We start from the raw sequence: 24,671 nt of genomic DNA, 5'->3' as shown, positions 1-24,671 counted from the left end.
GTCACCGTACGCGCACCCGGCCGTACACCGGCTCGCGCAGACAGCGGTACGCCGGTACGCGCGCTCCGCGTACCGGCGTACTCACCCTGCCGCCTCGCCTGACCCGCCTGCCCCGCTCAGCCCCCGAGGCTCCAGTCGAGTCGCCGCCGGAAGTACACGAGGGGGTCGTCCTCCGCCACCGCGCAGCCGACCACCTCGCCCACCACGATCACGTGGTCGCCGTGCGGGAGCACCGCCCCCGTACGGCACTTCGCGTACACCGGGACGCCCGCCAGCCGCGGCACCGTCCCGTCCCAGTCCCACAGCACGTCCGCGAACTTGTCCCCGGAGCTGCCCGCGAAGGTCCGCGCCAGCGCCGCGTGGCTGCGGGCCAGCAGGTGGACGCCGAAGTGCACGTCCGGCCCCGTCGTGATCTCCCGGCAGGTCCGGGAGGTGCGCGCCAGCGCGACGAGCACCGACGGTGGGTCCGCGCTGTACGAGCAGACGGAGGAGACGAGCAGCCCCGAGGGCCGGCCGTCGCCCCGCCGGGCGGAGACCACGGCCACCCCCGAGACCAGCCGGGACATGGCCTCGGTGAACGCGGCTCCCGACACGACCCCGCCCCCGCCGGTCCCGTGCTCCGGCTGCTCCTCCCGCCCGCGCTCCCGCCTCTCCTGCCGCTTCTCCTGCTGACGGAGGTCCATCCCCGGCCCCTACGGGTGCGCCCGCTCGGCCGCGCGCAGGCAGGTGTCCCGGCGGCTGCGGGCCTCCTCGTCGTCGGTGACGGCGAGGACCGCGTCGAAGTCGGCCACCGCCTGGGCCAGGCTGCCCGCCGCCTCGTGGACGACCCCCCGGTTGAACCGGAACTCGGGCCTGGCCTCCAGCTGCACCGCCCGGTCGAAGTCGGCCAGCGCGGCCGCCAGGTCGCCTTCCACGTAGGCGAGTTCGCCCTTGATCGCCCAGGCCTCGGCCAGCTCCGGATCATGCCGCAGGGCCGCGTCCAGGGAGTCGCGGGCCTCGGCCGTACGGCCCTCCTCCCCCCACAACCGGCCCTGGAGGCACAGTAGATGGGGGTGCTCGGCGTCGACCAGCAGCCCGGCCTCGACATCGGCCAGGGCCGCCTTGGCCTCGCCCTGGTCGGCCAGCAGGCCCGCGCGGGCGAGGAGGGCCTCCAGGTTGCCCGGCTCCAGTTCGAGGGCCCGGTCGAAGTCGGCCAGCGCGCCGTCGAGGTCGCCGAGTTCGCGCCGGGCCTCGCCGCGGTTGTAGTGCACCTCCGGGAAGGGCGATTCCAGGGTGATGGCCCGCTCGTAGTCGGCGATGGCCTCCTCGATGCGGCCGAGCCGGCGCAGCATGCTCCCGCGGTTGAAGTAGTGGTCGGCGAAGTCGTGGTCCAGGTCCATGATGGACGCGTAGTCCTCGAGGGCGTCCTCCAGCCGGCCGCTCATGCCGTTGACCTGGGCGCGGTTGTAGCGCAGGCCGACGCGGTGCCAGGTCCGCTCGCCGATGCCGAGCTCCCGGTCGAGCCGCTCGATGCCCTCGTCCAGCAGCCGCAGGGCCTCGTCGGGACGGCCGGCGCGGACCTCGACCAGGGCGAGGCCGTTGCGGTTGAACACGGAGAAGAAGGCGCGTTCCTTCAGGTCCGGCAGCAGGTCCGAGATCGCGATGGCCTGGTTGACGTACGCGCGGGCCCTGCGCTCGTCGCGCAGCTCCGGCGGGAAATGGCGGGCGTACAGCATGCCCGTCTCGTAGGCGAGGCTCATGTGGTGCTTGGGCATGGTGGTCTGCGAGCGCGCCTCCTCCTGGACGGCGGCGGACTCCTCCGGCCGTCCGGCGGCGGCCAGGCACACGCCCGTCTCGCGGGTGAAGGGCCACCACAGGTCGGGCCGGACGTCGGGGCCCGTACGGTGGCGACCTTCCTCACCCATCTCGGCCGCCGCGTGGTACAGGCCCAGGTACTTGCAGCGGAGCTGGGCCCAGCGCAGGGCGTCGAGTCCGGCGCCGTCGCCGTCGCTGCCCCGCAGCAGGTGGTAGGGAAGGGTGCCCAGCCGGAGCGAGGGCTCCTCCTCGGCGCGGGCGGCGACCTCCTCGGCCCGGCGGTCGTGCAGGGCGGCGCGCTCGGGGCCGGTGAGGGCCTCGTACGCGGCGCGCAGTGCGGGCTCGTCGCTGATGCAGTCGCCGGCCACGTACCGGGCGGCGGCCTCGGCCAGGCTGCCGGACGCGGCGCCGTCGGGGGCCGGACCGTCGGGCTCGGCGCCCGCGGGGGCGCCGGGGTGGTGGACGCGGGTGGTGCGTACGGCGAGTTCCGCGGGCAGGGACACGGAGACCATGCCCGGCGGATCCTCGAGCTCCGCGGTGTCGGTGGCGACGACCAGGGTGAGGAGCTCGGCGGGGATCCGGCGCAGGGCGGCGGCGAGGAACTCGTGGTCGGTGACGTCCGCGTGCTGCACGTTCTCCACGACGAGGGTGCGCGGGCCGTCCCCGGATCCGGGGAGGGCCGCGAGCAGGAAGTCCACGATCCCGTGCGAGACGCGCAGCGAGTGCAGCCGGGCCGGGTAGCGGCTGGCCTCGCCGGGGGCGTTGGCGATCTTCTCCAGGGCACGGGTCCTCTGCGGTACGAGGGGCGCCAGTTCCGGGGTGCTCTCCTGGAGCTCGATGTAGTGGCGGGCGGCCAGTTCGGGCATGCGGCGCAGCGCCTCGGGGGCGACCTGGCGCAGCAGGGCGCCCGCCGCGGAGTAGGGGCCGCGCAGCCGCCGGTGCGCGTCGACCACGGTCAGGGGGGCGGGCAGGCCGAGTCCGGCCCGCAGACGGTCGCGTTCGCGGCGCAGGGGCGCCGCGATCCAGTAGTGGCCGGTCATCAGGACTCCTTCGTGGATACCGCGGCCTTCGGGCCGGGGCGGATACGGAGCTGGCTCCCGCGGTGCGGGAGCGGGGGAGCCGGTTCGCCCGCCACCGACGCGAGGCGCACGCCCGGGCGGGCGCGACTCGTCGCGGTGGGGGCCGAGCCGACGGGGGGCCTCCGTCAGCCGATGACGTGGCGGGTGCGGGAGGCGCGGGCGCGCAGGCGCTCCCGGGCGGCGATCCAGATCGTGAGGGCGGTCTGCCAGAAGGCCATGACGAGGAAGGCCGAGGAGTCCAGCAGCTCGACCCAGCCGGCGCCCTCGCCGCCGAAGCGGCTGACGGCCCCGGAGACCATCTCCACGAAGACGGGGGCGAGGGCCAGCAGGAAGGTGCTGAGGCTGAAGGTGTAGCCGGCCACGATCAGCCAGGAGTACCAGCGGGCGGCCCGGCGGTCGACGGGGTGCCACAGGGACTCGTCCGCCAGCCCCTCGGTGCGCCCGCGCAGCCGCAGGAAGCGGTTGCGCAACAGGCGTACGGACGTGGTGTGCAGGTCCACGCAGCCGAGCATGGTGGTGATCAGCACGTACACGTCGGTGCGCAGGTAGAGGAAGAACTGCCACAGCACCCGCAGCACGGCGGCGAAGGCCACCGCGAGGCAGACGCGGCTGGCGGTGGTCTCGGCACCGCCGGGGCCGCGGGCGGCGTCGGCGACGGTGATGAGGAGGGAGACGAGGACGACGTCGACGACCATCCCGGCGACGATCGGCAGGTAGCGCTTGCGGCGTTCCACGGCGACGAGCCCGTCCAGGGCAGTTTCGACCACGAGGAAGTAGAAGCGGTGCGACAGCCTGGTCTTGGAGCCGATGCCCAGACGCCGGGCGGCCAGGGCGTGGAAGGCCTCGTGGACGGCGATCAGGGGTATCGCGGCGACCAGCATGACCAGGCTGATGACGGCGTAGTACTCGCTGAACAGCATGTCCTGCGCGGTCGGTACCAGGTCCGGTGAGCGGATCACGCGCCAGAGCGCCCAGGCGGTGATCAGCCCGTAGCAGATCCAGGCGGGCGGGGAGAACAGGGCGCGGCCGAGCCGCTGCCAGCGCACCGGGCCCGTCTGCGCGGGCTCCTCGCCCTCCTCGCGGACGAAGCCGAGTTCGCGCAGGGCGCCGATGATGTCCTCGACGTCGACCTGTTCGCCGTACTCGGCGGCGTACCAGTCGGCGGCCTGCGACGGGGTGGCGCCGGCCTCGAGGCGGCGCACGAGCTGGGCGCCGTCGACCGGGAAGATCCCGTAGGAGTCCGTGTCGGGCCGCCCGATGGTGACCTCTTCGCCGTCCTCCAGGTAGACCAGCGGGTGGAACGGCAGGGGCGTGTCCGCCTCGCTGCGGATGCCGTGCTCCGGCATGGGGCCTCCTCGGCATGCGGTCCGGACCGGCTGCGGGCGGGGCCCGCCGCCCGGGAGACGCCGTCGTGCCGGCGGACGGGACCGAGTCGCCTCGGGTGGTCCGGGGCACGACGGCGCCGGGCCCCGGCCGCTCAGATGCCGGGGCTCAACTGACCTCGGATCAGCTGGGGTTGGTGTAGACGTCGCACGCCGAGGAGGTCAGACGGACCGGACCGGCCTTGCGGACCTGGATCTTCTTCATGGGAATCTCCTTCACATAGGTGGGTGATGCGGACGCGTCCATCCTGGCGAGGGCCGCCATCGTTTCCCCAAATCTCCGCCAAACGCCGCACGGGGCGCGCAGGGGACGCCGCGGCGACCGGACCCCGACCCAGGCCGTCAACTGCCGAGGTCACCATCGTGCGCGCAGCACACCGTCGCTGTCGGGTAGCACGGCGTGGAGCAGTGGATTGCGTCCATCGGCGTAGAGGGACAGGGCGCGCGCCGCCCGCGCATGGGCCGCCAGGGCAGCAAGCTCCCGGTACCGGGTCTCATCGACCGTCACTTCTCTGATCGTTCCGTCCTTCGATTCCCAGACGAACTCGATGTGCCACTCGGACGGCAGTGCGTTCAGGACAGCATCGACATCGGGTCGAAGGTCGGGCCAGACGGTCAGCACGGCGCGCGGGCGAAGACCAGCGCGCACCGCATCGAGGTTCTCCTCAGTGAGACGGTGCCAGCGTGAGGCGTTGACGACGGGAGTCTCTTCCAGGAGCAAGCCCTGTCGCGTTGCCAGCTCGGTGCGCACCGACGTCCAGAAGGCTTCGTCGGCGGCGTCCTTCACCTCTGGTTCCGCAGCGTAAGGGGAAGCCTCCACCGGTTCCGCGAAGAGGCCGAGTTCCCGCGTACGGGCCACGGCGTCCGTGCAGGGCCGGTCACTGCCCACGTACACGTACTGGTCCCATCCGACATGCACGGTGAAGGCGTCTCGCTCCTCCAGTCGGCACCAGGCGCCCTGCTCGCGAAGCATGACGCGGACCAGCTCCAGGGCCGCCGCCAGGGAGACCTGGGCCCCGTCGTGGTATCCGGAGAGGTCAGCCGGGAAGAGCCCGCCGAGCCCGTGCTCCTCGACCGCCGGCTGGGCGCCGAAGTGGACGAACCCGGTGACGGAGGGCTCACGGATCTCCAGCCGGTCGATGCCCGCAGCCTGCGCGAACGCGGAAACCGCTTCCAGGTAGGCGGCCTCAACCGGCCCGTGGTCGCTGACCGCCTCCTCCACACCCTGGTACGTGCCGTATGCGTCACGGTCGGTGGGGTCGTACTTCGTGATGCGGTGAACGAAGGCAGGTGGCACGCCGGCTACTCCTGGAGATGGTGGAAGGTGGCGTCAGCGTAGGTCTCCGGCTGAGGGCGCTGTTCCCCACCCCCATTCCGTGGCACACCCGACAGATCCGGTCGACGGGGCTGCTCGGGGCTGCTTCGAGCACGTGAGCACACCGACCACTTGACCTCCCCGGGCGATCCAGGGCGGAGGTGGGGGGTGGGGCCACGGACGCTGACTCGGGTGCCGGGCGGTATGCCGGGGACCTTCTCACCCACCCCCCATGGTCGCGAGTCCCTTACGATCTCCGTCCGACCCATCGCACCGCAGCGTATGCCGAGCCACTGACAACGCAGCCGTCGTGAGGCGGGGCAAGCTGTGGCGGAGCCGGGCGGGCAACGGCAGTGGGGCCCTCCTCAGGTAGCCCTCGGCGGCCGCGATGTCTCCTCCCCGGGGCGGACAGGGTCCGCCGCAGCGGATGAAGCGCGGCGGCCGTCCCCGGGGCCAGGATGCGGGGCATGACGACAGCGACCTCTCTGCTTCCGCCTCCTGCACGGGTCTGGGCTCGGCGCGCGGCCCACGCGATCGCCCTGTGTGCCGTCCCGTCGGGCTAGTGGCGTCTCGCCATGGCAGCCGGTGTCCACGTGGGATACGACGTGACCGGACCCGACACTTCGCTACGGACCGACGATGGCGCGCAGGGCGGCGAGGTGTGCCTGGTATGCCTCGTGCCCGTGCCGGGTCAGGCGTAGCCAGACGCGTTGCCGGGTGTTGCGCACGGCCTTGCGCTGCTCGACGTAGCCGGCGTCCATCAGCACGGTGACGTGCTTGCTCAGCACGGAGGCGGAGACGTCGAGCTGCCGCTGGACCACGGCGAACTCGGCCTCGCCGGCCGTGTCGAGCAACGCGCAGATACGAAGCCGGTTGGGCGCGTGGATGGTGGCGTCGAAACCGTCCATGGGGTCGGTGTCGGCGCCGCTCACGAGGTTTTCCGGTGCATGCGCACGAAGGCGAGGTGGAAGGCGATCGACACCGCGGCGCCGATGGCGGAGGCGGCGAGCAGCCACAGCGGCTCCCGGCTGGCGCGGAAGGCGAGAGCCGAGCCCACCAGCAGCGCGGGCAGCCCGATTCCGAGCGGAACGGTGGCGCGCTTGGGCAGCACGTCGAAGCGCAGCGCCACGCCGGTCTTCTTGCGCCAGTTCATGCCCGCGACCGTGAACAGCACCATGTACGCCGCGGTCATCAGCACCATGATGACGCCCCAGGCGAGGTTGGGAAGCAGCCAACGGGGACTCGCCAGCGTGCCCCCGTAGACCGGCGGTAGGGCGGCGATGTACAGCGTGAGAGTGATGGCGAACCAGCGCGGCCAGGGTGTCGCGGACAGGGCGGTGACGGATGCCCGGACCTGCTCGGTCTCGGCCAGCGCGGCGCGTGCCTGTTGCGCGGTCGGGCGAAGGGCGTCCTCGTTGGTTTCCATGACGGAAAGACTAGTGCCGTGTTTCCGATGCGGCAAGTCGAAACTTTCCGTCCTGGAAAGATTCTCCACCGGTCCGCGGCCCGCGGTCCGCCGCGCCACGTCGGGATGGTCGGCCGGCGCCACCTCGGCGACGAGAACCCGGCCGCATCGGCGTACAGCTCCAGTGCGGGACGGTGGTTTGTACCCGGACCCGGACCCGGACCTGGACCCGGACCCGGAGTTGTCGCGAGCTGCCGCGGAGCTGGCGGACTGGAAGTTCGGGGAGCCGGAGAGCTGGATCACGCCCGAGCTGCTGGTCGCCGAAGTCCGCGACACCATCGACGAGCTGAACGGGCGGCCCGACTCGACCGATCGCTGCCTCGCCGCCGTGGACGTCTTCCTGGCCGACCGGACCGAGGAGAACCGGGAAGCGGCCCGTGCCGCGTTCCTTGCCGTCCCGGAGCCGCCGCGCCGCTTCGCGCTGGGGGACATGGACCGCAAGGACTGGCCGCTCCGCGTGCTCGTGGCAGGGCCCGGCGGCCGGACGTACCTCGAGTTCGACGGAACGGTCACACAGGAGAAGTACGACGGCGCACTCGCGTACTTCGAGGAGCGAGCCCGCTGGAACACCCAGAGGGCCAACCACGTCCCTGCGGACGGACCGGTGACACCGCACGCACCGGCGATCCAGCTGAACCACTCGTATCCGGGCAAGCGGGTCGCCGATCCCGGAAAGCTCGGCCTGCGGCACGACTACCCTGCCCCGATCACGGTCGCGGACACCGCATACCCCTCCGTCGCCCACGCGTACTGGTCCCTGTCGGTCGCCGAGCCCGAGTCCCGGCACACGATCGCGGCGGCGGAGAACGCCCCCGCCGCGCGCACGCTCGCGGCCGGGCTGCCTCGTCGCGAGGACTGGGAGCACGTCCGGACCGCCGTCATGACGCACCTGCTGCGCGCCAAGTACGACCAGCACCCCGAGCTGGCCGAGGTCCTGCTGGCGACGGACGACGCCACCGTGATCTACGACGACGTGAACTCGGCCTTCTGGGGTGACAACAGCGGCCAGGGCCGCAACTGGTCGGGACGCCTGCTCGACCTCGTGCGCTCCGAACTGCGCATGCGGGGGGCAGGGATCTTCGACGTGTGAACGGGCCAGGGGGGAATCGTCCGCCCGCCATCCGGAGCCACGGACCGGGCACCCGGGCCGACGGCGCCTGCGCGAGCGAGCGGCCGAACACTGCCCCGAGGGTCACCATCAAGGACCCCGTGGACCACCACCCCTGCACCGTCAGCGAGCTGTTTCCTCGTAGACGTTGATCGGCCTCGTGGAGTGGTTGCCGACGAAGCTGAACGTGCTGCCCGCGGGAGCATCGGGCGCCGACGCCGACGTCGCCGATGGGCTACGGCATGTCCCTCGGCGGGGCCCCGATCCGCTCGATCAAGATCCTCGGGCCGTAGGTTCGTTCCCGGCGCGCCCACCGATCCGAAGACGCCCCCGGCCCGACCCTCGGGAGGCCGGCCCGCCGGAGCGGGCGCGGGCCCGCCCGGCTCAGCCCACGAGATCGGGCGCGCGCAGCATCTCGGGCGGGATGCCCCAGGCGTCGACCAGGTCGAGCGCGAGCGGCCGGACCTTGCGGCACAGGTCGTTCACCTCGCGGCTGATCGCCTTCGAGCGCTGCACGGTCAACCGCCCGTGCTCCATGAACCAGGCCCGGTCCGCCTCGATCGTCGACAGGGCGAACAGGTCGCACAGCAAGGCCAGCGCGACCTTCTCGTCGCCCTCCGGCATCGCGCGCACCTTCTCCACGAACGCCTCCGTCACCAGCCGCTCGACGTGGGCGCTGGCGAGCGCGACGACATGGTCCTGCACCTGTGAGAAGACCGCACCCGGGTCGCGCTTCTGGTCGGTTCCGTTCTTGATCCGGCGGGCCAGGCCGGCCAGCATGTGCTCCTCCCGGAAGCGGACCATGGCGAGCTGGTAGTCGGAGTCGAGCAGTCCGGCCTCCCGGTCCCATTCGTCGCCGCCGGGCAACAGATCGCGTACGCGTTCGAGCAGCTTGTGGACGGAGGTCCGTTCCAGGAGCGTCTCGACGGCGAGGCCGGTGACGAAGCGGATCATGCCCGCCTGGTCGAGGTCCTCGAAAGCGCTCGCCTGATCGGTGAGCAGCCCCTTGGCGACGAGCTGCAGAAGGACGTGGTTGTCGCCCTCGAAGGTGGTGAAGACGTCGCTGTCGGCCTTGAGCGCGGCGAACCGGTTGACCGCGAGGTATCCGGCGCCGCCGCAGGCCTCGCGGCACTCCTGGACGACCCGCGTGGCGTGCCAGGTCGCCAGCGCCTTAAGCCCCGCGGCGCGGGACTCGAGGCGCCGCCGCTCCTCGGCGTCGTCCGTGACGCCCGAGAAGACGTCGTGCAGCTGTGAGCGGACCACGTCCTGGGCGAAGTGCAGGGCGTACGTCCGGGCGATCAGCGGCAGCAACCGGCGCTGGTGCAGGCCGTAGTCGAGCAGCACCTGCTCCTCGGCGTCCGGGGCCGCCGAGAACTGCCGCCGGCGCACGGCGTACTTGGTGGCGACCGCCAGGGCGACCTTGGCGACGCCGATGCCGGCGCCCCCGACGCTGACCCGGCCCTGCACCAGCGTGCCGAGCATGGTGAAGAACCGCCGGTGGGGGTTGTCGATCGAGCTCTCGTAGACGCCCTCCGGGCTGACGTCGGCAAAACGATTGAGGAGCGCCTCGCGCGGCACCCGCACGTCGTCGAACCGGATCCGGCCGTTGTCCACGCCGTTGAGCCCCATCTTGCGGCCGTCGTCCTCGATGCGGACGCCGGGCGCGGGCTCGCCGCCGACCCGGACGGGCACGACGAAGGCGTGCACGCCGTGGGACTCCCCGGCCACCTCCAGCTGCGCGAAGACGACCGCCAGCTCGGCGTGCCGGGCCGCGTTGCCGATGTAGTCCTTGCGTGCCGCGTCACCGGGTGTGGTGATGACGAACTCCTGGCGTTCCGCGTCGTACCGGGCGACCGTGCCGAGTGCCTGCACGTTGGAGCCGTGCCCCGTCTCCGTCATCGCGAAGCAGCCCATCAGCTCGCCCGTGATCAGCCGGGGCAGCAGGGCGTCGTGGTGACGCCGGGTGCCGAGGTGCAGGATCGCGCCGCCGAACAGCCCGAACTGCACGCCGACCTTCACCAGGACCGACAGATCGCCGAAGGCCAGCGTCTCGAACGCGGCGATCGAGGCACCAACGTCGCCGCCACCCCCGTAGGAGGCCGGGAACCCCATGCCGGTCTGCCCGGTCGCGGCCATCTCGACCACGACCTCCCGCACCCGCTCGCGGAACGCGTCGAGTCCGAGTTCCTCGGCTTCTTCGAGTACGGAGGCGTACGTGGACAGGTTGGTCCGTACGAGACCGCGGATCTCCGCGTACTCGCCGTCGAGCACGGCGGACAGTGCCCGCACATCGATGTCGGGCTGTACGTATCCGGTCGTGGTGGGGCTGGAGGTGTTGTCGAGGGCCATGTGGCTTGGCTACCCCGTCGCGAAAGGATCAACCAGGGGTGACGGAGAGGCCGGCGAGCAGGGGCGACCTCCTCGGTGAGGTGGGGGAGGGGCGCCTGGCAGGAGCGTGGCGGGTGGCGCGGTGGGTTGTGATGGGGGCATGGACAGCAGTGCCGGCTATCGCCCTCTCACGAAGGTCCTCCATTGGGCCGTCGCCGTCGCGTTCGGCGCCCAGTTCGTGCTGGGCTACGCGCTGGACGCCTCGGCGTCCGGGCACGGCCGCGGCCGGGGGCCGCGGGGACGGATCCGGCCGGGGCCGAGGCCGTGGCGGCGGGTACGACGCCTTCCGCGAGGACTCCCTGCTGACGGCCCATGTGCTCCTGGGCGCCGACCCTCACGCGGTGCGAGCGTCGGCTGGCCCACCGGACGGAGGTACTGCTCTACGCGCTCACGTTCGCCGTGTACGTCGGACTGGTGCTCAAGCACCAGTTCCGCGACCGGGACGGACTGCTCCGCCGCATGCTCTGACCCCCGGCGGCCACCCTCCCGCGTTCCCGCAGAGGAGCCGTGCCGGCGCGGAGAGGGCAGGCGAGCGCCGCACGCGACCCTGATGGCGGGTGGCGCGGGCACCACCCTCGTCGCCGGCGCCGGGCTCCTGCTCGCCGCCCGCATGCGCCGGGTCGGCCCTCGGCCGCGTCCGACCCCGTGGCGTCGCGAGGGTCGTCCGCTGCTTCGTCCGTTCGGAGGACGGGACGAACAAGGAAGGTCGGTGAGATGGAGGGGTCCCCTTCCCCCTCCGTCCGCAGGAGATCCCCATGCCTACTGCCACTTCCCCCGCTGTTCTTCGTGAGCCGGAACCCGACTTCCTGGAACTGCTTCGGATCCCGGTGATGTCCAGCAGGTACGCACAGGAGCAGGAACTCTGTGTCGCCGCCTGTGGTGCCTTCTGCTTTCAGAGCGGGGGTGAGCGGCCGTCGCCGAGAGTCCGAGCCCGAGCCGAGACGCCGGCCCTTGGTTGACGGGCCGTCGGCCCTTCCGCCCTGCACATCACCCGTCCCGGGATCCGCCGACGAGGAGCCTGCGCACGCCTGGTCCACGTCTCTCAGCCGTGTCGGCCGGTACTCGGATCCCTGACACTCGCGTCCGCGGTCGGTGCGGCAACCGTCAACGCCCGGCGGCGCAGGCGCAGGGGCACTACGCCGAGGCCGAGCAGGCGCCGCCAGCAGCGCGCTCCTCCGGTGGGCGCGGCCGATCGCAGACCGACTACTCACGGGTGGTCCGCGTGGTCGCCGTCAAGGACGTACGACTCCTCCAGCGGCTGCCCGTTGAGGGCCACCTCGGTCCGCACCGGTCACCAGGAGGTTGAAGACCATCGCCCCGCCTGCCGGATGGGACGGCCGCACGACTGGCTGTGCCCCCAGAGGGCCGCGCCGTCCACCACACCGGGCCCGGCGCCACCCACGCCGGAACGGAGTGCGAACGGCCCGGCGCGGCGCGGTGGTCTCGGGCCGTCACGCCTGTGGGGGTGGTGCGGCAGGGCGTAGGGCGGGAAGGCAGCCGGGTAGGGCACCTCGTGCAGGGTGTCCTGGCGCGGTCAGGCTCGTGGCCCATCAACGCTTCGGCTGTGCCCGTGGTCTGTCCGTGGGTCGGACGGCGGGTGTGTACTGGAGGTCTGCCGCGTCGAGGGGGGAAGAGCGTGCCGAGTACGCAAGATCCTGGTGCACCCGAGCCGGAGGACGAGGCGCTGGAGTGGCTGAGCAGCAGGAAGGTCGCGAAGCTCTGGCCGGTGCGTGAGGCGTGGCTGCCGGACGCCGCGTATCGGGCGGATGTCCGCGTCCGGTCGACGAGCGGGCGGAACATGGGGACGTGGGGGTCGGGCCCGACCTCCTATTCCTTCCATCCCGGGGACGTGGCCAGGGCCACGCCGGAGTTCGCCGAAGGGCGCATCGAGATCCCGGCAGGCTGGCGCACCGACACGGCCATCGGTCGGTTTCGGGACTTCTGGTTCAAGGTGCTGGTCTACGGTGCCGCCACGGCCGCTGTTGCCCTCGTCGTGGCCGCGGTCCTGGGAGGCCTGGCCTTCATCGTGTTCGTCCTGACGGTCGACTGACGGTCGGGAGCCCTGCCGCCCGGCCGTGTCGTCTCCCCGGCAATGAGGTCCTGTGAATGACGGGTCAGGCGGCAGATCGGCGGATCGGCAGTTCATGCAGGACTGTTATAGTGCAGTTCTCCAGAAGCGGCTCAACGTAGGCAGATCTTCATTTGCCGTGCGGGATCAATTGCGTGGGGAGTGAGCGATGCGCGGCAAGAATGCCTTCGCGCTCTGCGCTGCCCTTGCTGCTTTCCTGGTCGTTTCCGTCTTTGCCCTCGGGTTTCTGACCCCGACGGTCCAGCCCGTCGAAGTCTCCGCCGGTCCGGTCTCGGCCACCGCCTCCGGGTGGCACGGCCTCGCTCCGGAAGTGCCCACGGACGACCGGGACAACGCCCGCGCCCTGAGGCTCCGGGGCTCCGGCGCCGATGACTCCGAGCCCGCTGCGCCCGCTTCCCCCACCGTGGTTGTGTTGGCCTCACCGGACCGTGCGGACAGGGTTCCGGCCGGGGTGCCGGGTGTCACCGTGGTGGTTGCCGATCCGGCTGTGGAGCAGGTTCGTCGCTGCTGAGGGCCGAGGCCTTCCGGGCCTCGTGCGGTCTGTTGGTACGCCGCGGTGCTGCGGCGGGGCGAGCCGTTCGGTGAATTGACGGCCGTCGGACGCGGCCTCGCTTTTCGTGGCCCGTTCGTTCCCGTCGCCCTTCTCGGGCTCGGCGCATCCCGGGTCTCTCTGTGATCAAAGACAGATGCTGCGCTTTTTGCTGCGCTTTTTCAGGGCGCGCCGGCGCGTCTCTTCGCGTACCCGTTTCGCGGTACGCCGGTGTGTCATTTCTTCGCTTTCACCCCAGGTAAAGGATCTGTAATGTCTCGTCTCAAGCGTCGTTCCGTGATCGGTGGGACCGTCCTCACGGTGGTCCTCGGGATCGGTGCCACGACCGGCTGCGAGTCGGTCAGCACGGCGATGGACTGCGTGCGCGTGGCGAACGCGGTCACGGCCAGCGTCAACGACCTCCAGCAGGCCGTCGGACAGGCGTCCAACAACCCCGCGGATGCCCAGAAGTCGCTCGCCGACATCGACAAGAGCCTCACCGAGATCGGCGACACCACGAAGAACGCCGACCTGGCGACCGCGACGGCCGACCTGAAGAAGGCCGTTGCCGACGTCGGGACCGCCCTGCGCGACGGCAACACGAACCCGGACATCGTCGCCGTCCAGACCGCTGCCGGGGACCTGACCAAGGTCTGCTCGCCCTGATCCCCCGGTCGGCTCGGACCCAGGAGCCGGCCGGCCCCCCTGCCGTGTGCAGAGTCCGCCGCCGGCCCGGCGTTGCCCGGTGCCGGTGGCACCTTCACCGCGATCGCCATCAGGTCTCCTCGCGGGGCCCGCAGTGAACCCCGTAACCGACACCCGCCGCGGGCGTGGCCGTCCGACATCCCCTTGACGAGGAGAAAGCATGAGCGCGAATACCAGTGGAGCGTCCGGCGGGATCGCCGGCTGGGCCACGGATCTCGTGGAGACGCTGGGCGGGCCCGGCGCGGGTATCGCCATCGCCCTGGAGAACCTGTTCCCGCCCCTGCCCAGCGAGATCATCCTGCCCCTGACCGGCTTCGCCGTGGGCCAGGGCGCGCTGAGCATGGCGTCCGCGCTGATCTGGACCACAGCGGGCTCCGTGATCGGTGCCTTCGCGCTATATCAGATCGGGCGGCTCTTCGGCAGGGAGCGGATGTACGCCCTGTGGGAGCGCCTGCCCCTGGTGAAGACCGCGGACCTGGAGAAGACGGAACGCTGGTTCGCCAAACACGGCACGAAAGCCGTGTTCTTCGGCCGCATGGTGCCGATCTTCCGCAGTCTCATCAGCGTTCCTGCGGGCCTCGAACGCATGCCGCTCCCCATATTCCTGAGCCTCACGGCCCTGGGCAGCTTCCTCTGGAACCTCGCCCTGATCATGGCCGGCTACGCGTTGGGTGCGCAGTGGGGGCTGGTCGAGCAGTACGTCGGTGTGCTCTCGAAGGTCGTCCTCGGCCTCGCCGTCCTGGGCCTGGTCCTCTTCATCGTCCGGAAGGTCCGGAGCCGCAGGGTCCCGCCCGTCCCGCCCGTGACCGCCTCCCCGGGGCCGCGGGAGCACGGTGGCTGACCGCCCGGAACGCGCCGGTGCGCGGGCCCGCCCCTCCACCCCGGACTCCGGTCCGTACAGCGGAGAGGCGGGCGGTGCGTCGAGGTCCTGGTGCGCCGCCTGGTCGGCGGATCCGTTGGCGCGGCCCGCGCTGGTCCTGATCGCCGGTGCCGTGGCCGTCATGGCGGCGGCCGCGTCCGGGGCCGGCCCGCTGCTCCACCTCGACCGGACCCTCGCGGCGGGGCTGCACGGGCTCGCAGTGGAGCACCCGTCCTGGACCCGGGCCGTCCGCATCCTGACGGACTGGGTGTGGGACCCGTGGACGGTGCGGCTGCTGATCGTCGGCGCCGTCGCGTTGCTGTGGTCGAAGCGGCGCCGGACGCAGGCCCTGTGGGTCGCGGGGACCTGTGCCGTGGAATGGGTCCTGCGCGCGGTACTGCGGTGGGCCATCGGCCGTCCGCGGCCGGTGTGGCAGGACCCCGTGGACTCGGCCTCCTTCGCCTCCATGCCCTCCGGGCACGCGATGACGATGGCCGCCGGCAGCGTGTTGCTGCTGTGGCTGGTCCGCCAGGCCCACCCGCCGCCCGCCGTCTGGATCCCGGCCGTGACGGCCGCGGCGCTCTCCGTGGCAGGGGTCGCCTTCACACGGATGTACCTGGGCGTGCACTGGCCCTCCGACACCGTCGCCGGAGTCCTCCTCGGGACCGGCCTGAGCCTGGCGTCGCTGGCCGGATGGCAGAGCGCACACCAGGCCCGCCTCGCCTGGACCACCTGGGGCCGGTGATGCGTGCAGGACGGAGGAGAGGGCAGAAGCGGGACAGCGGTCGAGGGTCCCGTGTGCGCCCAGCCGCTTTCGACCCGTCGAGCCCCCCAGGAGAGGCCGTGGCCATCACCCCCGTGCCGCCGGTGCACCGCCGCAGGGCAAGGAGTCTTGGAGCACTTCTGCTCTTCATGGCCGTGAGCTACGGGGTCGCTGCTCTCGGCGCCCTCGCCTCCGCCGATGCGGGCGCGGTGTACGGAGCCCTGGAGCGGCCCCCGTGGGCCCCACCGGCATGGCTCTTCGGGCCCGTCTGGACCGTCCTCTACGCCACGATCGGCATCGCTGCGTGGCTGGTCTGGCGCCACCCCGACCGTGCCCGCGCACGGACGGCACTGGTCTGGTGGTCCGTCCAGCTCGCGCTCAACCTCGCCTGGACCCCGCTGTTCTTCGCGGCCGGCCAGTACGGACTCGCGCTGCTGGACATCGTCCTCCTCCTGGCCGCGCTCTGTGTGACCGTGGTCCAGTTCCGGCGGACAAGCCCCCGCGCCGCGCTGCTGCTCCTGCCCTACCTGTTGTGGGTGGCCTACGCGGCCGCTCTGAACGCGTCGATCTGGCGGCTCAACGCCTGAGCCTGAACGGCGCTCTGCGGGCTGCTCCCGGAGGGTCGGGCGGAAACGCGATTCCTCGCCGCGACCAGGAGTGGATCGGGCGAGCCGGGGAACGTGGGCGCTGTGGTGGGCGTTGGTGCCACTACGAGGGCGACGCGCGGTGCCGCCCTCAGCTGACCTTGATGGGGAGCATTCATGAGCACGGCCAAGGACCTGTTCATCATCGCCATGGACCAGGAGCCGGACAGCCCCGTGGGCCAGGGCGACCTGTCACTGGCGCTCGCGGGCGCCGAGCTGATCGACCTCCTCGGCGCGCAGGTCGCATCCCTGGACGGCGACCGCATCGTGCCGGGCGCCGCCACCGAGCCGCACGACCCCCTCCTGGCCGAGGCGGCGGCGGTGCTCACCCGGCAGGTGCCGTACGAACGGGTCGAGGACTGGCTGTGGCGCCGCGGCCGGGACCTGTCGGCGACGTACCAGGCAGCCCTGGAGGAGGACGGCCAGCTCACGCGCGGGCGCCGCGGTCTGCTGCCCTTCGGCAACGACCGGCTGGAACCGGCGGACACGCCGGTCCGGCGTCGGGCGCACGGGCGCTGGGAGGAGGGCGAGCCCGTCCTGCTCTCGCTCGGCTCTGCCGTGGGTATCGGGGACGCGGAGGACGAGGCCGGAGCCGACGCCGGGGAGCCGATCGCGCCCGGGAGCCCGGACGGCGCGGTGACCACCGTCCTGGCCGTCGTCCACGACGCGGTGACGGAGCTCGCGGCCGTACGCCACAGGCGGTCCATCGAGAACGCCGCCTTCGCCAACCTCTGGCGCGGCCCGTGACCAGCACTGCGTGCGCGCGCCCGCGCGCACGGACGACCCCCGCCGCGGACCTGCGACACCGATCCGGCCCGCATCCGGGTCCCGCCCGCTTCAGCTCCGGAGCGTGCCGAGCCAGTCGGTCAGCAGGCGGTTGACCTCGTCGGGGCGTTCCTGCTGGATCCAGTGGCCGCAGCCCTCGAGGAGGTGGGACGCCGACAGGCCGGGGAGTGTGGCGGGGTAGGCGTCGATGGCGTCGGACATCCAGGCGGTGGAGGCGTCCCGGGCGCCGCCGATGAACAGCGACGGCTGCTCGACCGGCGCTCCGCGGTACGGGGCGAGGTCTTCCCAGTCGCGGTCCACGGCGCGGTAGCGGTTGAGGGCGCCGGTGAGGCCGGTCCGCTCGAACTCCCCGGCGTAGACGTCGAGGTCGTCCTCGCTCAACCAAGCGGGGAGTCGGCCGGCGGGGAAACGGTCGCGCAGCCGGCCGCCACGGGCGACGAAGTGCGGGTCGGGCTCGTCCCCGGCGGGCATGGTGTCGGCGGACAGGGCCGCGTAGAAGCCGGCGAGCCAGCTCCGGACGTCGGGCTCGATCTCGGCCTCGGCCCGGCCGGGCTCCTGGAAGTAGGAAATATAGAACTCCTGCTCGGGGCCGCCGATCCGGCCGAAGAGCTCGGTGGGCCGGGGGCCGCCGGGCGGCGCGTAGGGGACGCTCAGCAGGGCGACGGCCCGGAAGACCTCGGGGTGGAGCAGGGCGGAGGTGGCGGCGATGGGTGAGCCCCAGTCGTGGCCGACGATCACCGCGCTCTCCTCGGCGAGGGCGTGCACGACGGCGACGTTGTCCTCCACCAGGTCGAGCAGTCGGTAGGAGTCGGTCGCGGCGGGCCTGGACGAGCGGCCGTAGCCGCGCACGTCGATCGCCACGGCCCGGTACCCGGCCGCGGCGAGGGCCGGGAGCTGCCGGCGCCAGGAGTACCAGGACTCCGGGAAGCCGTGCACGAGCAGAACCAACGGGCCCGTGCCCTGCTCTGCCAGGTGCAGACGCCCGGCCGGGGCTTCGACGGTGCGGTGGCGGAGAGCGGCGGTCGGCTCGGATCGCATGGGGACTTTCTCCTCGGTTCGCGGGCGGTCGGCGGGAACCCGTCGATCATGCGACGCCGCGGCCGCTCGGCGCGATCGGCATTGCCGTTCTGGCAAGGTTGCAGGACAGGGCGGTGAAGCGGCACGAGGGCAGGAACGGTGACGATGGCGGGGGACGACGTGGCCCGGACGCTGGCGACGATGGGTCCGCGGCTGCGCCTCGTGCGCGAGCGCAGTGGCGCCACACTCGCCGATGTCAGCCGTGCGACCGGCATCTCGCCCAGCGTGCTGTCACGGATCGAGACGGGCCGGCGCAAGCCCACCCTCGAGGTGCTGCTGCAACTGGCGAAGGAGTACGGCGTCCCCCTGGACGAGCTGGCCGGCACCACGCCCACGCCGGCGGCCGGGCCCCGAAGCACGGCACGACACGGCTTCGGCGACGACAAGGCGGTGCTGCCGCTGACCCCGTACGTCGGCGGCCTGCACGCTCACAAGCACGTCCTGCCGGCCGTCGCCGAGCCGCCCGGACGGCCGCGCCAGGTGTCCCACGAGGGGTACGAATGGCTGTGCGTCCTGTACGGGAGGCTGTGGCTCGCGCTCGGCACCCAGGACCTCGTCCTGACCGCCGGGGACATCGTGGAGTTCGACACCCGCACCCCCCACGGAGTGGCGAACGCCGGATCCGCCGGACCGGTCGAGTACCTGGTCATGTTCGGGCCCCAAGGGGAACGCCCACGCCCGCGCACCCTCCAGGCCGGCTTCTGATCCGGACGGGAAGCCCGGCCTGCCGGTGGCCGGGAACATTCCGGTTTGGTTGCCCGTTTACGTACGTGTGGGATGCGGGAAGGGTCTGTGTCCCCGGGCCCGACCTGAGCCTGCGGGGAAGATCGTTCGGCTGAAGCCCCTCGGAGCCCTCCGCCGTGAGGCGACCACCCTTCCCGCCCCCACACCTCGTACCGCCCTGCCCGGCACCCCCCCCCGCCGGAATGGGCGCCGCCCCGGCCAGCCCTCCCCCCCCGGCTGGTCGGGGCCCCTCCGTCCTCCCGCCCGCGCGATGCGGCCCGAAGCACGCCGTCCCGGGCGAGGTCCTCGGGGACGGCAACGCGCGTCGGGAGCCGGCGCCTTGGATGTGTCAGGCGAAGGAGAAGCGCGCGGCGGCTTGCGTGGGGGAGGTTGACTGGCGACGTCCGGGGACGTCGTGGACGGCCGTTGCGCCCTCGGAAAGGAGCTGGTCGGTACGGGCCTGCTGCGCCATGACGGCGGCGTACGTGCCGACATCCTCGGCGGTGAGGTCCGTGCGGCCCCTCTCGGTGTACTGCTGGAGGAGGCCGGTGACGTCCGGGTCGAATCGCAGCATGGTGACGGGGACGTCGAAGCGCCGGGCGATGTCGACGAGTCGCGCACGTGCCTGTGGTGTGACGTTGGTGGACTCGGCGACCGCGGTGCGCCCGGAGGCCAGGCGGGCGTCGATCCTGCGGTCGCGTTCCTTGAAGATCTCCGCGTCGGCCGCGTCCGATGTGGCGTGCGCGGGTGAGGTGCCGAAGAGCTCCGCGCGGATCTCGTCGCTGGCCACCACGGCTTCCGCGGCGATCTGCCGCCGCTCGACCAGGGCCCGGACGAAGCTGGTCCTGCCCGAGGCCGGCGGGCCGACGAGAACGACGAGCCCTGTCGGCACCTGGACGACGGGCAGGAGAACTCCGGGGTGGAGGTGGCCCGCGCAGTCGAGCGCCTCCTCCGGGGAGCCGGCCGGCAGGGTGTCCCGGTAGCCGTCGTTGTCGGCCCGGTAGAGGGCGAAGCCCCAGGCGTGGGGTTCGCCGGTGAAACGCAGTCGGCACAGCGGCAGGCTCTCGTGCCCCGGCAACTCGGCTGCCACATAGGCGAATCCCGCGCGAAAGTTCACCGTGACGGCATCCACGAGGGGCCGGCATGCGCGGGCATGGCGGTTCAGACGCCGACGCAGCTGCTGCTGTACGGACTCCGGTGGGTTCTTCGGCACGGGCACATCCTGCCGGGTGCCGAGGCGGCCCGCCACCATCGTCGGCGCGGAGGACGGTAGCGCGCAGAGGCGGCGGCGGGCGCCGATCGACGAGGCGGGTGATGCCGCGATCCCGTGTTCAGTCGGCCGGGGTGCAGAGCCACCGTTGACGGCGAAGCGGCTGTCCGTGGGGTCCTTGCCGGGGCAGGTGACGGTGCGTACCTCGTGCTACTTGTCGGGGAGGAAGAACACGATGCTGTCGTGGTCGGGCCCCCAGTCCTGCCAGGCGCGGTCCTCCCGGGTCAGGGGGCGTCCGCCGTCGTGCATGGAGGTTGCTCCGTCGTAGACGCGCAGGGCTCCGCCTTCGAAGGGGCGGGGTGTGCGGTGCAGGTAGTGGACGAAGGTGAGCAGGCGCCTGGAAGCGAAGCCCTGGGTGCCGACGTCCTGGTGGGCGCGGTAGTAGTCGCCGAGTGCCTTCTCCACTGACGGCAGGATCTCCATGATGGCGTCGTCGACGATGGTGCCCGGCTCGAGTTTCCCGAGGGCCGTCCGGGCGAGCCGGGCCGCGGCGAGCGGCATGCCCGACGGGTCGATCCGGGTGGTCGTCTTCGGGGCCGACGGGGCGATGCGCCTCACCACCCGCGCGGCCGACGGCTCGTGGCGTCCCTGGACCAAGGTCCCCGGAGTGGGCGCACCCGAGTTCGCGGGTCACGACCTGGCCATCGCGGCAGTGGGCCCGCAGGCCCAGATCGTCGCCGTCGGGCTCGACGGCAACGTCTGGCACAACCTGATCCGCGCCGACGGCAGCCTCCAGGGCTGGGGCGCTCCGGCGGGCACCGGGACGAACCCGGCGATGGCCGGCCAGGCCGTGGCCATTGCCGGTTCTTCCGCCGGCGAGAGCCGGATCCTGCCGATCGGCGCCGACGGGACCGCCGATCACACCGTACGGCGGGCTGACGGCACCTGGGACCTCTTCCGGCCGGTGCCCGTCGGCCCGGGAGGCCGGTCCGCATGCGCGGCCGGCACGATCAGCGTCGCCGCCTACCCGGACGGGACGACGCAGACCCTGATCGGCGCCCGCTGACGCGACGGGGGGGGCTTGTACGGGGCACAGCGCCGCGCAGCGCGTGCGATGGCGAGGCGCTGGTGGTGCTCCGTGCCGACCGACTCGTCGAGGTGGCGGCCCGGTCCGGAGCGGGAGTTCGACGCGGTGGACACCGAGGAAGGGCGGGCCCGCCCCGGGCTGCCGGGGAGCGGCTTGGTCCCGCTCCCGGTCGGTCACGGCTTGGGCGGGCCGGACGGACCCGGTACACCGCCGTCGTGGCGGAGGGATGGCGCCGTCACCCGGCGCGCGGCCCGTTCCCCCGCGCGGGTGAATCCGGCCGTCCGGACCCAGCCGCAGGCCGGGGGAGCGCGAAGAACGGGATGAGGGCCGGGGGAAACCCCGGTTCCTCACCGGCCGTTCGGGACTTCCGCACCGGCCGGGAGAACCTCTTCCCCATGGAGGCAAGACGATGGTGCGTGTGCTCAAGAGCCTGGCGGTGGCCGCTGCGACCGGTGCCGTGGTGATCGGTGGCGCTTCCCTGGCTGCGGCCGACGCGGGTGCGCAGGGTGTGGCCGCGGGCTCGCCGGGCGTGGGCTCGGGCAACCTGATCCAGGTGCCGATCCACATCCCGGTCAACGCCTGCGGCAACAGCGTCAGTGTCATCGGGCTGCTGAACCCGGCGTTCGGCAACACCTGCGTCAACGCCTGACCCGGCACCACCTCGAAGACCCCGGTCCGTGCTGCCGAGTAGACGCGGCGGCACGGACCGGTTCCCCGTCCGGCACCCTGCAGGAGACCGCCTTCGGGGCGCCTCGTGCGGGACGTCGTTCCGCGTGCGGGTCGGGGCGGCTGCGGGGGCTGTCGGCCCAGCCTCCGCAGCACCGTGCGGCCTGCCGCGCCCTCACCACGTGAGAACGGCGACGACCTGCTTGCCCCGGCCGGACGGGCGGGTGAAGAGGTCCGCCCCCAGTGCCCGCACGATCTTCAGACCGCGCCCGCCGGGCGCCGGCCGGTCCTCGGCGGGCCGGTGCCCGAACAGTCCGGCCGATCCGTCGCCGACCTCCACACGGGCTCGCCCGGCCTCCAGGCTCAGAGTGAGTGCGTAGGGTCCCCGGGCGTGCAGGACCGCATTGGTCACGAGCTCGGAGACGATGAGCACGATGTCGTCGGCCACTGCCGCGGGGCAGCAGTCCCCTCGGAGGGCCAGGGTGCGGGCGACGGCCTGGCGGGCGCGCAGCGGCGCCTGGGCGCCGGCCGGGAGCGGGATGTGCAGCGTTGCCGGACACGCGCGGGCTGCGATGGCGGTGTCCATGGTGACCTCTCAAGGTGACGTCGCCCCCGTGACCGAGGGCGAGGGGAACGCGCGACGGGGGCTCCGGTGATGCCGGAACCCCGCGTCGGCATACCGGTGTTACCACTTGTGGTGGCAGTTCCACTGGCCGGGAACCCAGTGGCTCACGTAGTGGCCGGGCACCCACTGCTTGCCCCAGTGCCCCTTGCCCCACCAGCCGTCATGCCAGTTCCCGTGATGGTCGCGGTAGCCCTGGTGCCACGTTCCCTGCTGCCACTTCCACTCCCAGTGCCCCTTGACCCACTGCTTGCCCCAGTGGCCCTTGACCCAGGTGCACCGGTCGTTGCGGTCATGGCGTTCGTGGCGGTCCCACCGGTCGCTGCGGTGGTCCCGGTCGCTGGTGACGGTCGAGGCCACCGCGGACGGCACCGTCGCGGCGTTCGCCGTGGCGGAGACACCCAGCACGGACGCTCCGGCCATGAGCCCCGCCGACGCTGCCCCGGCGATCAGCCGTCGTGCGCGCACGGACACGGTCATCGCACTCACCTCCTCCAGATCCTTGGTCGGTGTATTCGGTGGCTCCTCACCTTCAGGAGTCATATGTGGGCAATTCGGATCGAAGCGCCGGAAGGATTGCGTCGACTCCCCAGAAGCACTCCGAGCGCATTGCATGGGCATGGGTAGGGGCTGGCGCCGGTCGGCGGTTCACTCTTTCGGGGAAAGGGCAATCCGCCAGGCGGGCCTGTCCGAATGCCGGGTGTGATCAGCTTCCGCAACACCCTCTCCCGCACCGCGCTCGGTGCTGCGGCCGGACTCCTGGCCGCCTTCACGGCGCTCGCCGTGGCCGAGCTGCTCGCCGGCCTGGTCCGGCCGGCCGCCGGGCCGGTGACCGTGGTGGGCGGGGCCGTGATCGACCGGACTCCGGCCGCCGTGAAGGACTTCGCGATCCGCACCTTCGGGGAGAACGACAAGGCCGTCCTGCAGCTCGGCATCCTCGTCGTCCTCGCACTCATCGCGATGGGTCTGGGCGTGCTCAGCCTGTACCGGCGGCGGGCCGGTGCCGCGGGAGTGCTGCTCTTCGGGATCGTCGGCGCCGCCGCGGCCCTCAGTCGACCCGACTCGGCCGGCGTCGCAGACGTACTCCCTTCCCTCGCAGGGGCCGTCGCGGGCGCGGGCACCCTCTACCACCTCAGCTCCCGAGCGGCCCCCTACCGCCCGGATCCGGCCGGCGGGGCCGTGGACGAGGACGGGTGGAGCCGGCGCGGCTTCCTCACCGCCGCGGCCGCGACCGCCGCCGCAGCCATCGGAGCGGGTGCGCTCGGACGCTTCCTCTCCGGCCGGCAGGGCCAGGGAGCGGTCGCCTCACGTGCAGGCCTGGTCCTGCCCGCGCCGGCCTCCCCGGCTCCGGCCGCACCGGCGGGAGTCCAGCTGAAGGTGGACGGAATCAGCCCCTTCGTCACCCCGAACCGGGACTTCTACCGCGTCGACACGGCCCTGTCCGTCCCGCAGGTGGACGCCGGCACCTGGCGACTGCGGATCCACGGCAAGGGCGTCACCCGGCCCCGTACCTACACCTTCGACGAGCTCCTGGACCGTCCGCTGATCGAGCGGGACATCACCCTGACCTGCGTCTCCAACGAGGTCGGCGGCCCCTACCTGGGCACCGCCCGCTGGCTCGGCGTACCGCTGGCCGAGCTGCTGCGGGAAGCGGGCGTCCGGCCGCCGTCGAAGGGCGGCCCGGCCGACCAGCTGGTGGCCCGTTCCGTGGACGGCATGACCCTCGGCTCCCCGGTCGAGGACGTCATGGACGGCCGTGACGCGATGCTCGCGGTCGGCATGAACGGCGAACCGCTGCCCTTCGACCACGGCTTCCCCGTCCGCATGCTGGTGCCGGGCCTGTACGGATACGTGTCGGCCTGCAAGTGGATCACCGACATCGAGCTCACCACGTTCGACGCCTACGACCCGTACTGGGTGAAGCGGAAGTGGGCCCGCCGCGCACCCGTCAAGACCCAGTCCCGGATCGACACCCCCAAGCCCTTCGCCCGCCCCGCCGCAGGCACGGTCGTGGTCGCCGGGGTCGCGTGGGCCCAGAGGCGCGGCATCAGCCGCGTCGAGGTCCGCATCGACGACGGACCGTGGCGGGACGCCGACCTGGCCGTCCAGGACACCGTCGACACCTGGCGCCAGTGGTCCTACCCGTGGCAGACCGCCCCCGGCGGACACACGATCACCGTTCGTGCCACCGACGGCACCGGACAGGTCCAGACCGAAGAGCGCGCCCGGACCATCCCCGACGGAGCGAGCGGCTGGCACAGCGTCTTCGTCACCGTCCCCTAGACCTCCGGGCCGGTCCCACCACAGGGCCCGGTCCGGCAGCACCACCCCTGAACCCCCATCCATCCATCCATCGACATAAGCTCAAGGGGAGCAACCG

25 protein-coding genes are annotated in these 24,671 nt (G+C 72.4%); 13 read left to right on the top strand and 12 right to left on the bottom strand.

Features of this window, described 5'->3' with window-relative positions:
• Positions 1 to 116 precede the first annotated feature (116 nt).
• The 6 genes from ACPU2J_RS01130 to ACPU2J_RS01105 form a co-directional block, all read right to left on the bottom strand.
• On the bottom strand, positions 117 to 683 hold the full coding sequence (locus tag ACPU2J_RS01130) for a flavin reductase family protein (RefSeq protein ID WP_423832486.1): 567 nt from the start codon (positions 681 to 683) through the stop codon (positions 117 to 119).
• Positions 684 to 692: 9 nt separating this feature from the next.
• Entirely contained in the window at positions 693 to 2,834 is a 2,142-nt protein-coding gene (locus tag ACPU2J_RS01125) for a tetratricopeptide repeat protein (protein WP_420082151.1), read from the bottom strand.
• Positions 2,835 to 2,998: 164 nt separating this feature from the next.
• On the bottom strand, positions 2,999 to 4,219 hold the full coding sequence (locus ACPU2J_RS01120; protein WP_389072165.1) for a hypothetical protein: 1,221 nt from the start codon (positions 4,217 to 4,219) through the stop codon (positions 2,999 to 3,001).
• Between the two features lie 391 nt (positions 4,220 to 4,610).
• Entirely contained in the window at positions 4,611 to 5,552 is a 942-nt protein-coding gene (locus ACPU2J_RS01115; RefSeq protein ID WP_423832485.1) for an RNA-binding protein, read from the bottom strand.
• A 644-nt stretch (positions 5,553 to 6,196) separates the two neighbouring features.
• A complete protein-coding gene (locus ACPU2J_RS01110; RefSeq protein WP_420082154.1) occupies positions 6,197 to 6,502 on the bottom strand; it encodes a transcriptional regulator in 306 nt (101 codons plus the stop codon).
• Positions 6,499 to 6,996, bottom strand: coding sequence for a hypothetical protein (locus ACPU2J_RS01105; RefSeq protein ID WP_423832484.1), 498 nt, complete (start codon positions 6,994 to 6,996; stop codon positions 6,499 to 6,501). The genes ACPU2J_RS01110 and ACPU2J_RS01105 overlap by 4 nt, the downstream gene beginning before the upstream one ends.
• Before the next feature lie 178 nt (positions 6,997 to 7,174).
• Between ACPU2J_RS01105 and ACPU2J_RS01100 the strand changes: the two genes are divergently transcribed.
• Positions 7,175 to 8,125 (top strand): NADAR family protein, encoded by a 951-nt coding sequence (locus tag ACPU2J_RS01100; protein ID WP_423832483.1) that lies wholly within the window; start codon positions 7,175 to 7,177, stop codon positions 8,123 to 8,125.
• Positions 8,126 to 8,527: 402 nt separating this feature from the next.
• Here ACPU2J_RS01100 and ACPU2J_RS01095 read toward each other — a convergent pair whose 3' ends face one another.
• Positions 8,528 to 10,492, bottom strand: a complete 1,965-nt coding sequence (locus ACPU2J_RS01095; RefSeq protein ID WP_423832482.1) for an acyl-CoA dehydrogenase — start codon at positions 10,490 to 10,492, stop codon at positions 8,528 to 8,530.
• Positions 10,493 to 10,843: 351 nt separating this feature from the next.
• Here ACPU2J_RS01095 and ACPU2J_RS01090 point away from each other — a divergent pair, with 351 nt between their 5' ends.
• The 8 genes from ACPU2J_RS01090 (at position 10,844) to ACPU2J_RS01055 (ending at position 16,867) form a co-directional block, all read left to right on the top strand.
• On the top strand, positions 10,844 to 10,999 hold the full coding sequence (locus ACPU2J_RS01090) for a hypothetical protein (protein WP_423832481.1): 156 nt from the start codon (positions 10,844 to 10,846) through the stop codon (positions 10,997 to 10,999).
• A 1,168-nt stretch (positions 11,000 to 12,167) separates the two neighbouring features.
• Positions 12,168 to 12,581, top strand: coding sequence for a hypothetical protein (locus tag ACPU2J_RS01085; protein ID WP_420082159.1), 414 nt, complete (start codon positions 12,168 to 12,170; stop codon positions 12,579 to 12,581).
• Positions 12,582 to 12,768: 187 nt separating this feature from the next.
• Positions 12,769 to 13,131, top strand: a complete 363-nt coding sequence (locus tag ACPU2J_RS01080) for a hypothetical protein (protein WP_361600393.1) — start codon at positions 12,769 to 12,771, stop codon at positions 13,129 to 13,131.
• A gap of 291 nt (positions 13,132 to 13,422) precedes the next feature.
• The gene (locus ACPU2J_RS01075; RefSeq protein WP_423832480.1) at positions 13,423 to 13,815 is read left to right on the top strand and encodes a hypothetical protein; all 393 of its coding nucleotides are present in this window, start codon (positions 13,423 to 13,425) and stop codon (positions 13,813 to 13,815) included.
• Positions 13,816 to 14,014: 199 nt separating this feature from the next.
• Positions 14,015 to 14,695, top strand: coding sequence for a DedA family protein (locus ACPU2J_RS01070; protein WP_423832479.1), 681 nt, complete (start codon positions 14,015 to 14,017; stop codon positions 14,693 to 14,695).
• A complete protein-coding gene (locus tag ACPU2J_RS01065) occupies positions 14,688 to 15,458 on the top strand; it encodes a phosphatase PAP2 family protein (RefSeq protein ID WP_423832478.1) in 771 nt (256 codons plus the stop codon). The genes ACPU2J_RS01070 and ACPU2J_RS01065 overlap by 8 nt, the downstream gene beginning before the upstream one ends.
• A gap of 98 nt (positions 15,459 to 15,556) precedes the next feature.
• Positions 15,557 to 16,063, top strand: coding sequence for a TspO/MBR family protein (locus ACPU2J_RS01060; RefSeq protein WP_423832477.1), 507 nt, complete (start codon positions 15,557 to 15,559; stop codon positions 16,061 to 16,063).
• A gap of 174 nt (positions 16,064 to 16,237) precedes the next feature.
• A complete protein-coding gene (locus tag ACPU2J_RS01055; protein WP_420082165.1) occupies positions 16,238 to 16,867 on the top strand; it encodes a GOLPH3/VPS74 family protein in 630 nt (209 codons plus the stop codon).
• Between the two features lie 90 nt (positions 16,868 to 16,957).
• Here the strand turns inward: ACPU2J_RS01055 and ACPU2J_RS01050 are convergent, their stop codons facing one another.
• Positions 16,958 to 17,944: an alpha/beta fold hydrolase gene (locus ACPU2J_RS01050; protein ID WP_420082166.1), complete on the bottom strand. Its 987-nt coding sequence runs from the start codon at positions 17,942 to 17,944 to the stop codon at positions 16,958 to 16,960.
• Positions 17,945 to 18,088: 144 nt separating this feature from the next.
• Between ACPU2J_RS01050 and ACPU2J_RS01045 the strand changes: the two genes are divergently transcribed.
• The gene (locus ACPU2J_RS01045) at positions 18,089 to 18,688 is read left to right on the top strand and encodes a helix-turn-helix domain-containing protein (protein ID WP_420082167.1); all 600 of its coding nucleotides are present in this window, start codon (positions 18,089 to 18,091) and stop codon (positions 18,686 to 18,688) included.
• 367 nt (positions 18,689 to 19,055) lie between these two features.
• Here ACPU2J_RS01045 and ACPU2J_RS01040 read toward each other — a convergent pair whose 3' ends face one another.
• On the bottom strand, positions 19,056 to 19,796 hold the full coding sequence (locus ACPU2J_RS01040; protein WP_423832476.1) for an AAA family ATPase: 741 nt from the start codon (positions 19,794 to 19,796) through the stop codon (positions 19,056 to 19,058).
• A gap of 330 nt (positions 19,797 to 20,126) precedes the next feature.
• Positions 20,127 to 20,477 carry a 2OG-Fe(II) oxygenase gene (locus ACPU2J_RS01035; RefSeq protein WP_423832475.1) on the bottom strand — a complete coding sequence of 117 codons (351 nt, stop codon included), beginning with the start codon at positions 20,475 to 20,477 and terminating at the stop codon, positions 20,127 to 20,129.
• Here ACPU2J_RS01035 and ACPU2J_RS01030 point away from each other — a divergent pair.
• Together ACPU2J_RS01030 and ACPU2J_RS01025 are read left to right on the top strand one after the other, a co-directional pair.
• Positions 20,476 to 20,982 (top strand): hypothetical protein, encoded by a 507-nt coding sequence (locus ACPU2J_RS01030; RefSeq protein WP_423832474.1) that lies wholly within the window; start codon positions 20,476 to 20,478, stop codon positions 20,980 to 20,982. The two genes, ACPU2J_RS01035 and ACPU2J_RS01030, sit on opposite strands and share 2 nt — an antisense overlap.
• A 430-nt stretch (positions 20,983 to 21,412) precedes the next feature.
• Positions 21,413 to 21,652, top strand: coding sequence for a chaplin (locus ACPU2J_RS01025; RefSeq protein WP_361600434.1), 240 nt, complete (start codon positions 21,413 to 21,415; stop codon positions 21,650 to 21,652).
• 192 nt (positions 21,653 to 21,844) lie between these two features.
• On the opposite strand, the gene ACPU2J_RS01020 is transcribed toward ACPU2J_RS01025, so the two are convergent.
• Positions 21,845 to 22,255 carry an ATP-binding protein gene (locus ACPU2J_RS01020; protein ID WP_420082170.1) on the bottom strand — a complete coding sequence of 137 codons (411 nt, stop codon included), beginning with the start codon at positions 22,253 to 22,255 and terminating at the stop codon, positions 21,845 to 21,847.
• Between the two features lie 99 nt (positions 22,256 to 22,354).
• Positions 22,355 to 22,771 carry a hypothetical protein gene (locus tag ACPU2J_RS01015; protein WP_420082526.1) on the bottom strand — a complete coding sequence of 139 codons (417 nt, stop codon included), beginning with the start codon at positions 22,769 to 22,771 and terminating at the stop codon, positions 22,355 to 22,357.
• A gap of 213 nt (positions 22,772 to 22,984) precedes the next feature.
• Between ACPU2J_RS01015 and ACPU2J_RS01010 the strand changes: the two genes are divergently transcribed.
• Complete coding sequence (locus ACPU2J_RS01010) at positions 22,985 to 24,574, top strand: molybdopterin-dependent oxidoreductase (RefSeq protein ID WP_420082171.1); 1,590 nt, start codon at positions 22,985 to 22,987, stop codon at positions 24,572 to 24,574.
• The last annotated feature ends 97 nt before the right edge of the window (positions 24,575 to 24,671 follow it).

The sequence above is a fragment of the Streptomyces manipurensis genome (genome assembly GCF_049570255.1).
In the GTDB taxonomy this organism is placed as follows: Bacteria; Actinomycetota; Actinomycetes; order Streptomycetales; family Streptomycetaceae; genus Streptomyces; species Streptomyces manipurensis.
Note: the sequence above shows the minus strand (reverse complement) of the source record. Positions and strands in the feature narration are given on the sequence as shown.

Bases quoted from the DNA above. Each gene is read 5' to 3' on its own strand.
- ACPU2J_RS01030 (WP_423832474.1), top strand. From the start codon at position 20,476: ATGCCCGACGGGTCGATCCGGGTGGTCGTCTTCGGGGCCGACGGGGCG.
- ACPU2J_RS01120 (WP_389072165.1), bottom strand. From the start codon at position 4,219: ATGCCGGAGCACGGCATCCGCAGCGAGGCGGACACGCCCCTGCCGTTC.
- ACPU2J_RS01095 (WP_423832482.1), bottom strand. From the start codon at position 10,492: ATGGCCCTCGACAACACCTCCAGCCCCACCACGACCGGATACGTACAG.
- ACPU2J_RS01105 (WP_423832484.1), bottom strand. From the start codon at position 6,996: ATGGAAACCAACGAGGACGCCCTTCGCCCGACCGCGCAACAGGCACGC.
- ACPU2J_RS01125 (WP_420082151.1), bottom strand. From the start codon at position 2,834: ATGACCGGCCACTACTGGATCGCGGCGCCCCTGCGCCGCGAACGCGAC.
- ACPU2J_RS01050 (WP_420082166.1), bottom strand. From the start codon at position 17,944: ATGCGATCCGAGCCGACCGCCGCTCTCCGCCACCGCACCGTCGAAGCC.
- ACPU2J_RS01075 (WP_423832480.1), top strand. From the start codon at position 13,423: ATGTCTCGTCTCAAGCGTCGTTCCGTGATCGGTGGGACCGTCCTCACG.
- ACPU2J_RS01015 (WP_420082526.1), bottom strand. From the start codon at position 22,771: ATGACCGTGTCCGTGCGCGCACGACGGCTGATCGCCGGGGCAGCGTCG.
- ACPU2J_RS01055 (WP_420082165.1), top strand. From the start codon at position 16,238: ATGAGCACGGCCAAGGACCTGTTCATCATCGCCATGGACCAGGAGCCG.
- ACPU2J_RS01025 (WP_361600434.1), top strand. From the start codon at position 21,413: ATGGTGCGTGTGCTCAAGAGCCTGGCGGTGGCCGCTGCGACCGGTGCC.
- ACPU2J_RS01020 (WP_420082170.1), bottom strand. From the start codon at position 22,255: ATGGACACCGCCATCGCAGCCCGCGCGTGTCCGGCAACGCTGCACATC.
- ACPU2J_RS01130 (WP_423832486.1), bottom strand. From the start codon at position 683: ATGGACCTCCGTCAGCAGGAGAAGCGGCAGGAGAGGCGGGAGCGCGGG.
- ACPU2J_RS01070 (WP_423832479.1), top strand. From the start codon at position 14,015: ATGAGCGCGAATACCAGTGGAGCGTCCGGCGGGATCGCCGGCTGGGCC.
- ACPU2J_RS01010 (WP_420082171.1), top strand. From the start codon at position 22,985: ATGCCGGGTGTGATCAGCTTCCGCAACACCCTCTCCCGCACCGCGCTC.
- ACPU2J_RS01035 (WP_423832475.1), bottom strand. From the start codon at position 20,477: ATGCCGCTCGCCGCGGCCCGGCTCGCCCGGACGGCCCTCGGGAAACTC.
- ACPU2J_RS01090 (WP_423832481.1), top strand. From the start codon at position 10,844: ATGTGCTCCTGGGCGCCGACCCTCACGCGGTGCGAGCGTCGGCTGGCC.
- ACPU2J_RS01045 (WP_420082167.1), top strand. From the start codon at position 18,089: ATGGCGGGGGACGACGTGGCCCGGACGCTGGCGACGATGGGTCCGCGG.
- ACPU2J_RS01080 (WP_361600393.1), top strand. From the start codon at position 12,769: ATGCGCGGCAAGAATGCCTTCGCGCTCTGCGCTGCCCTTGCTGCTTTC.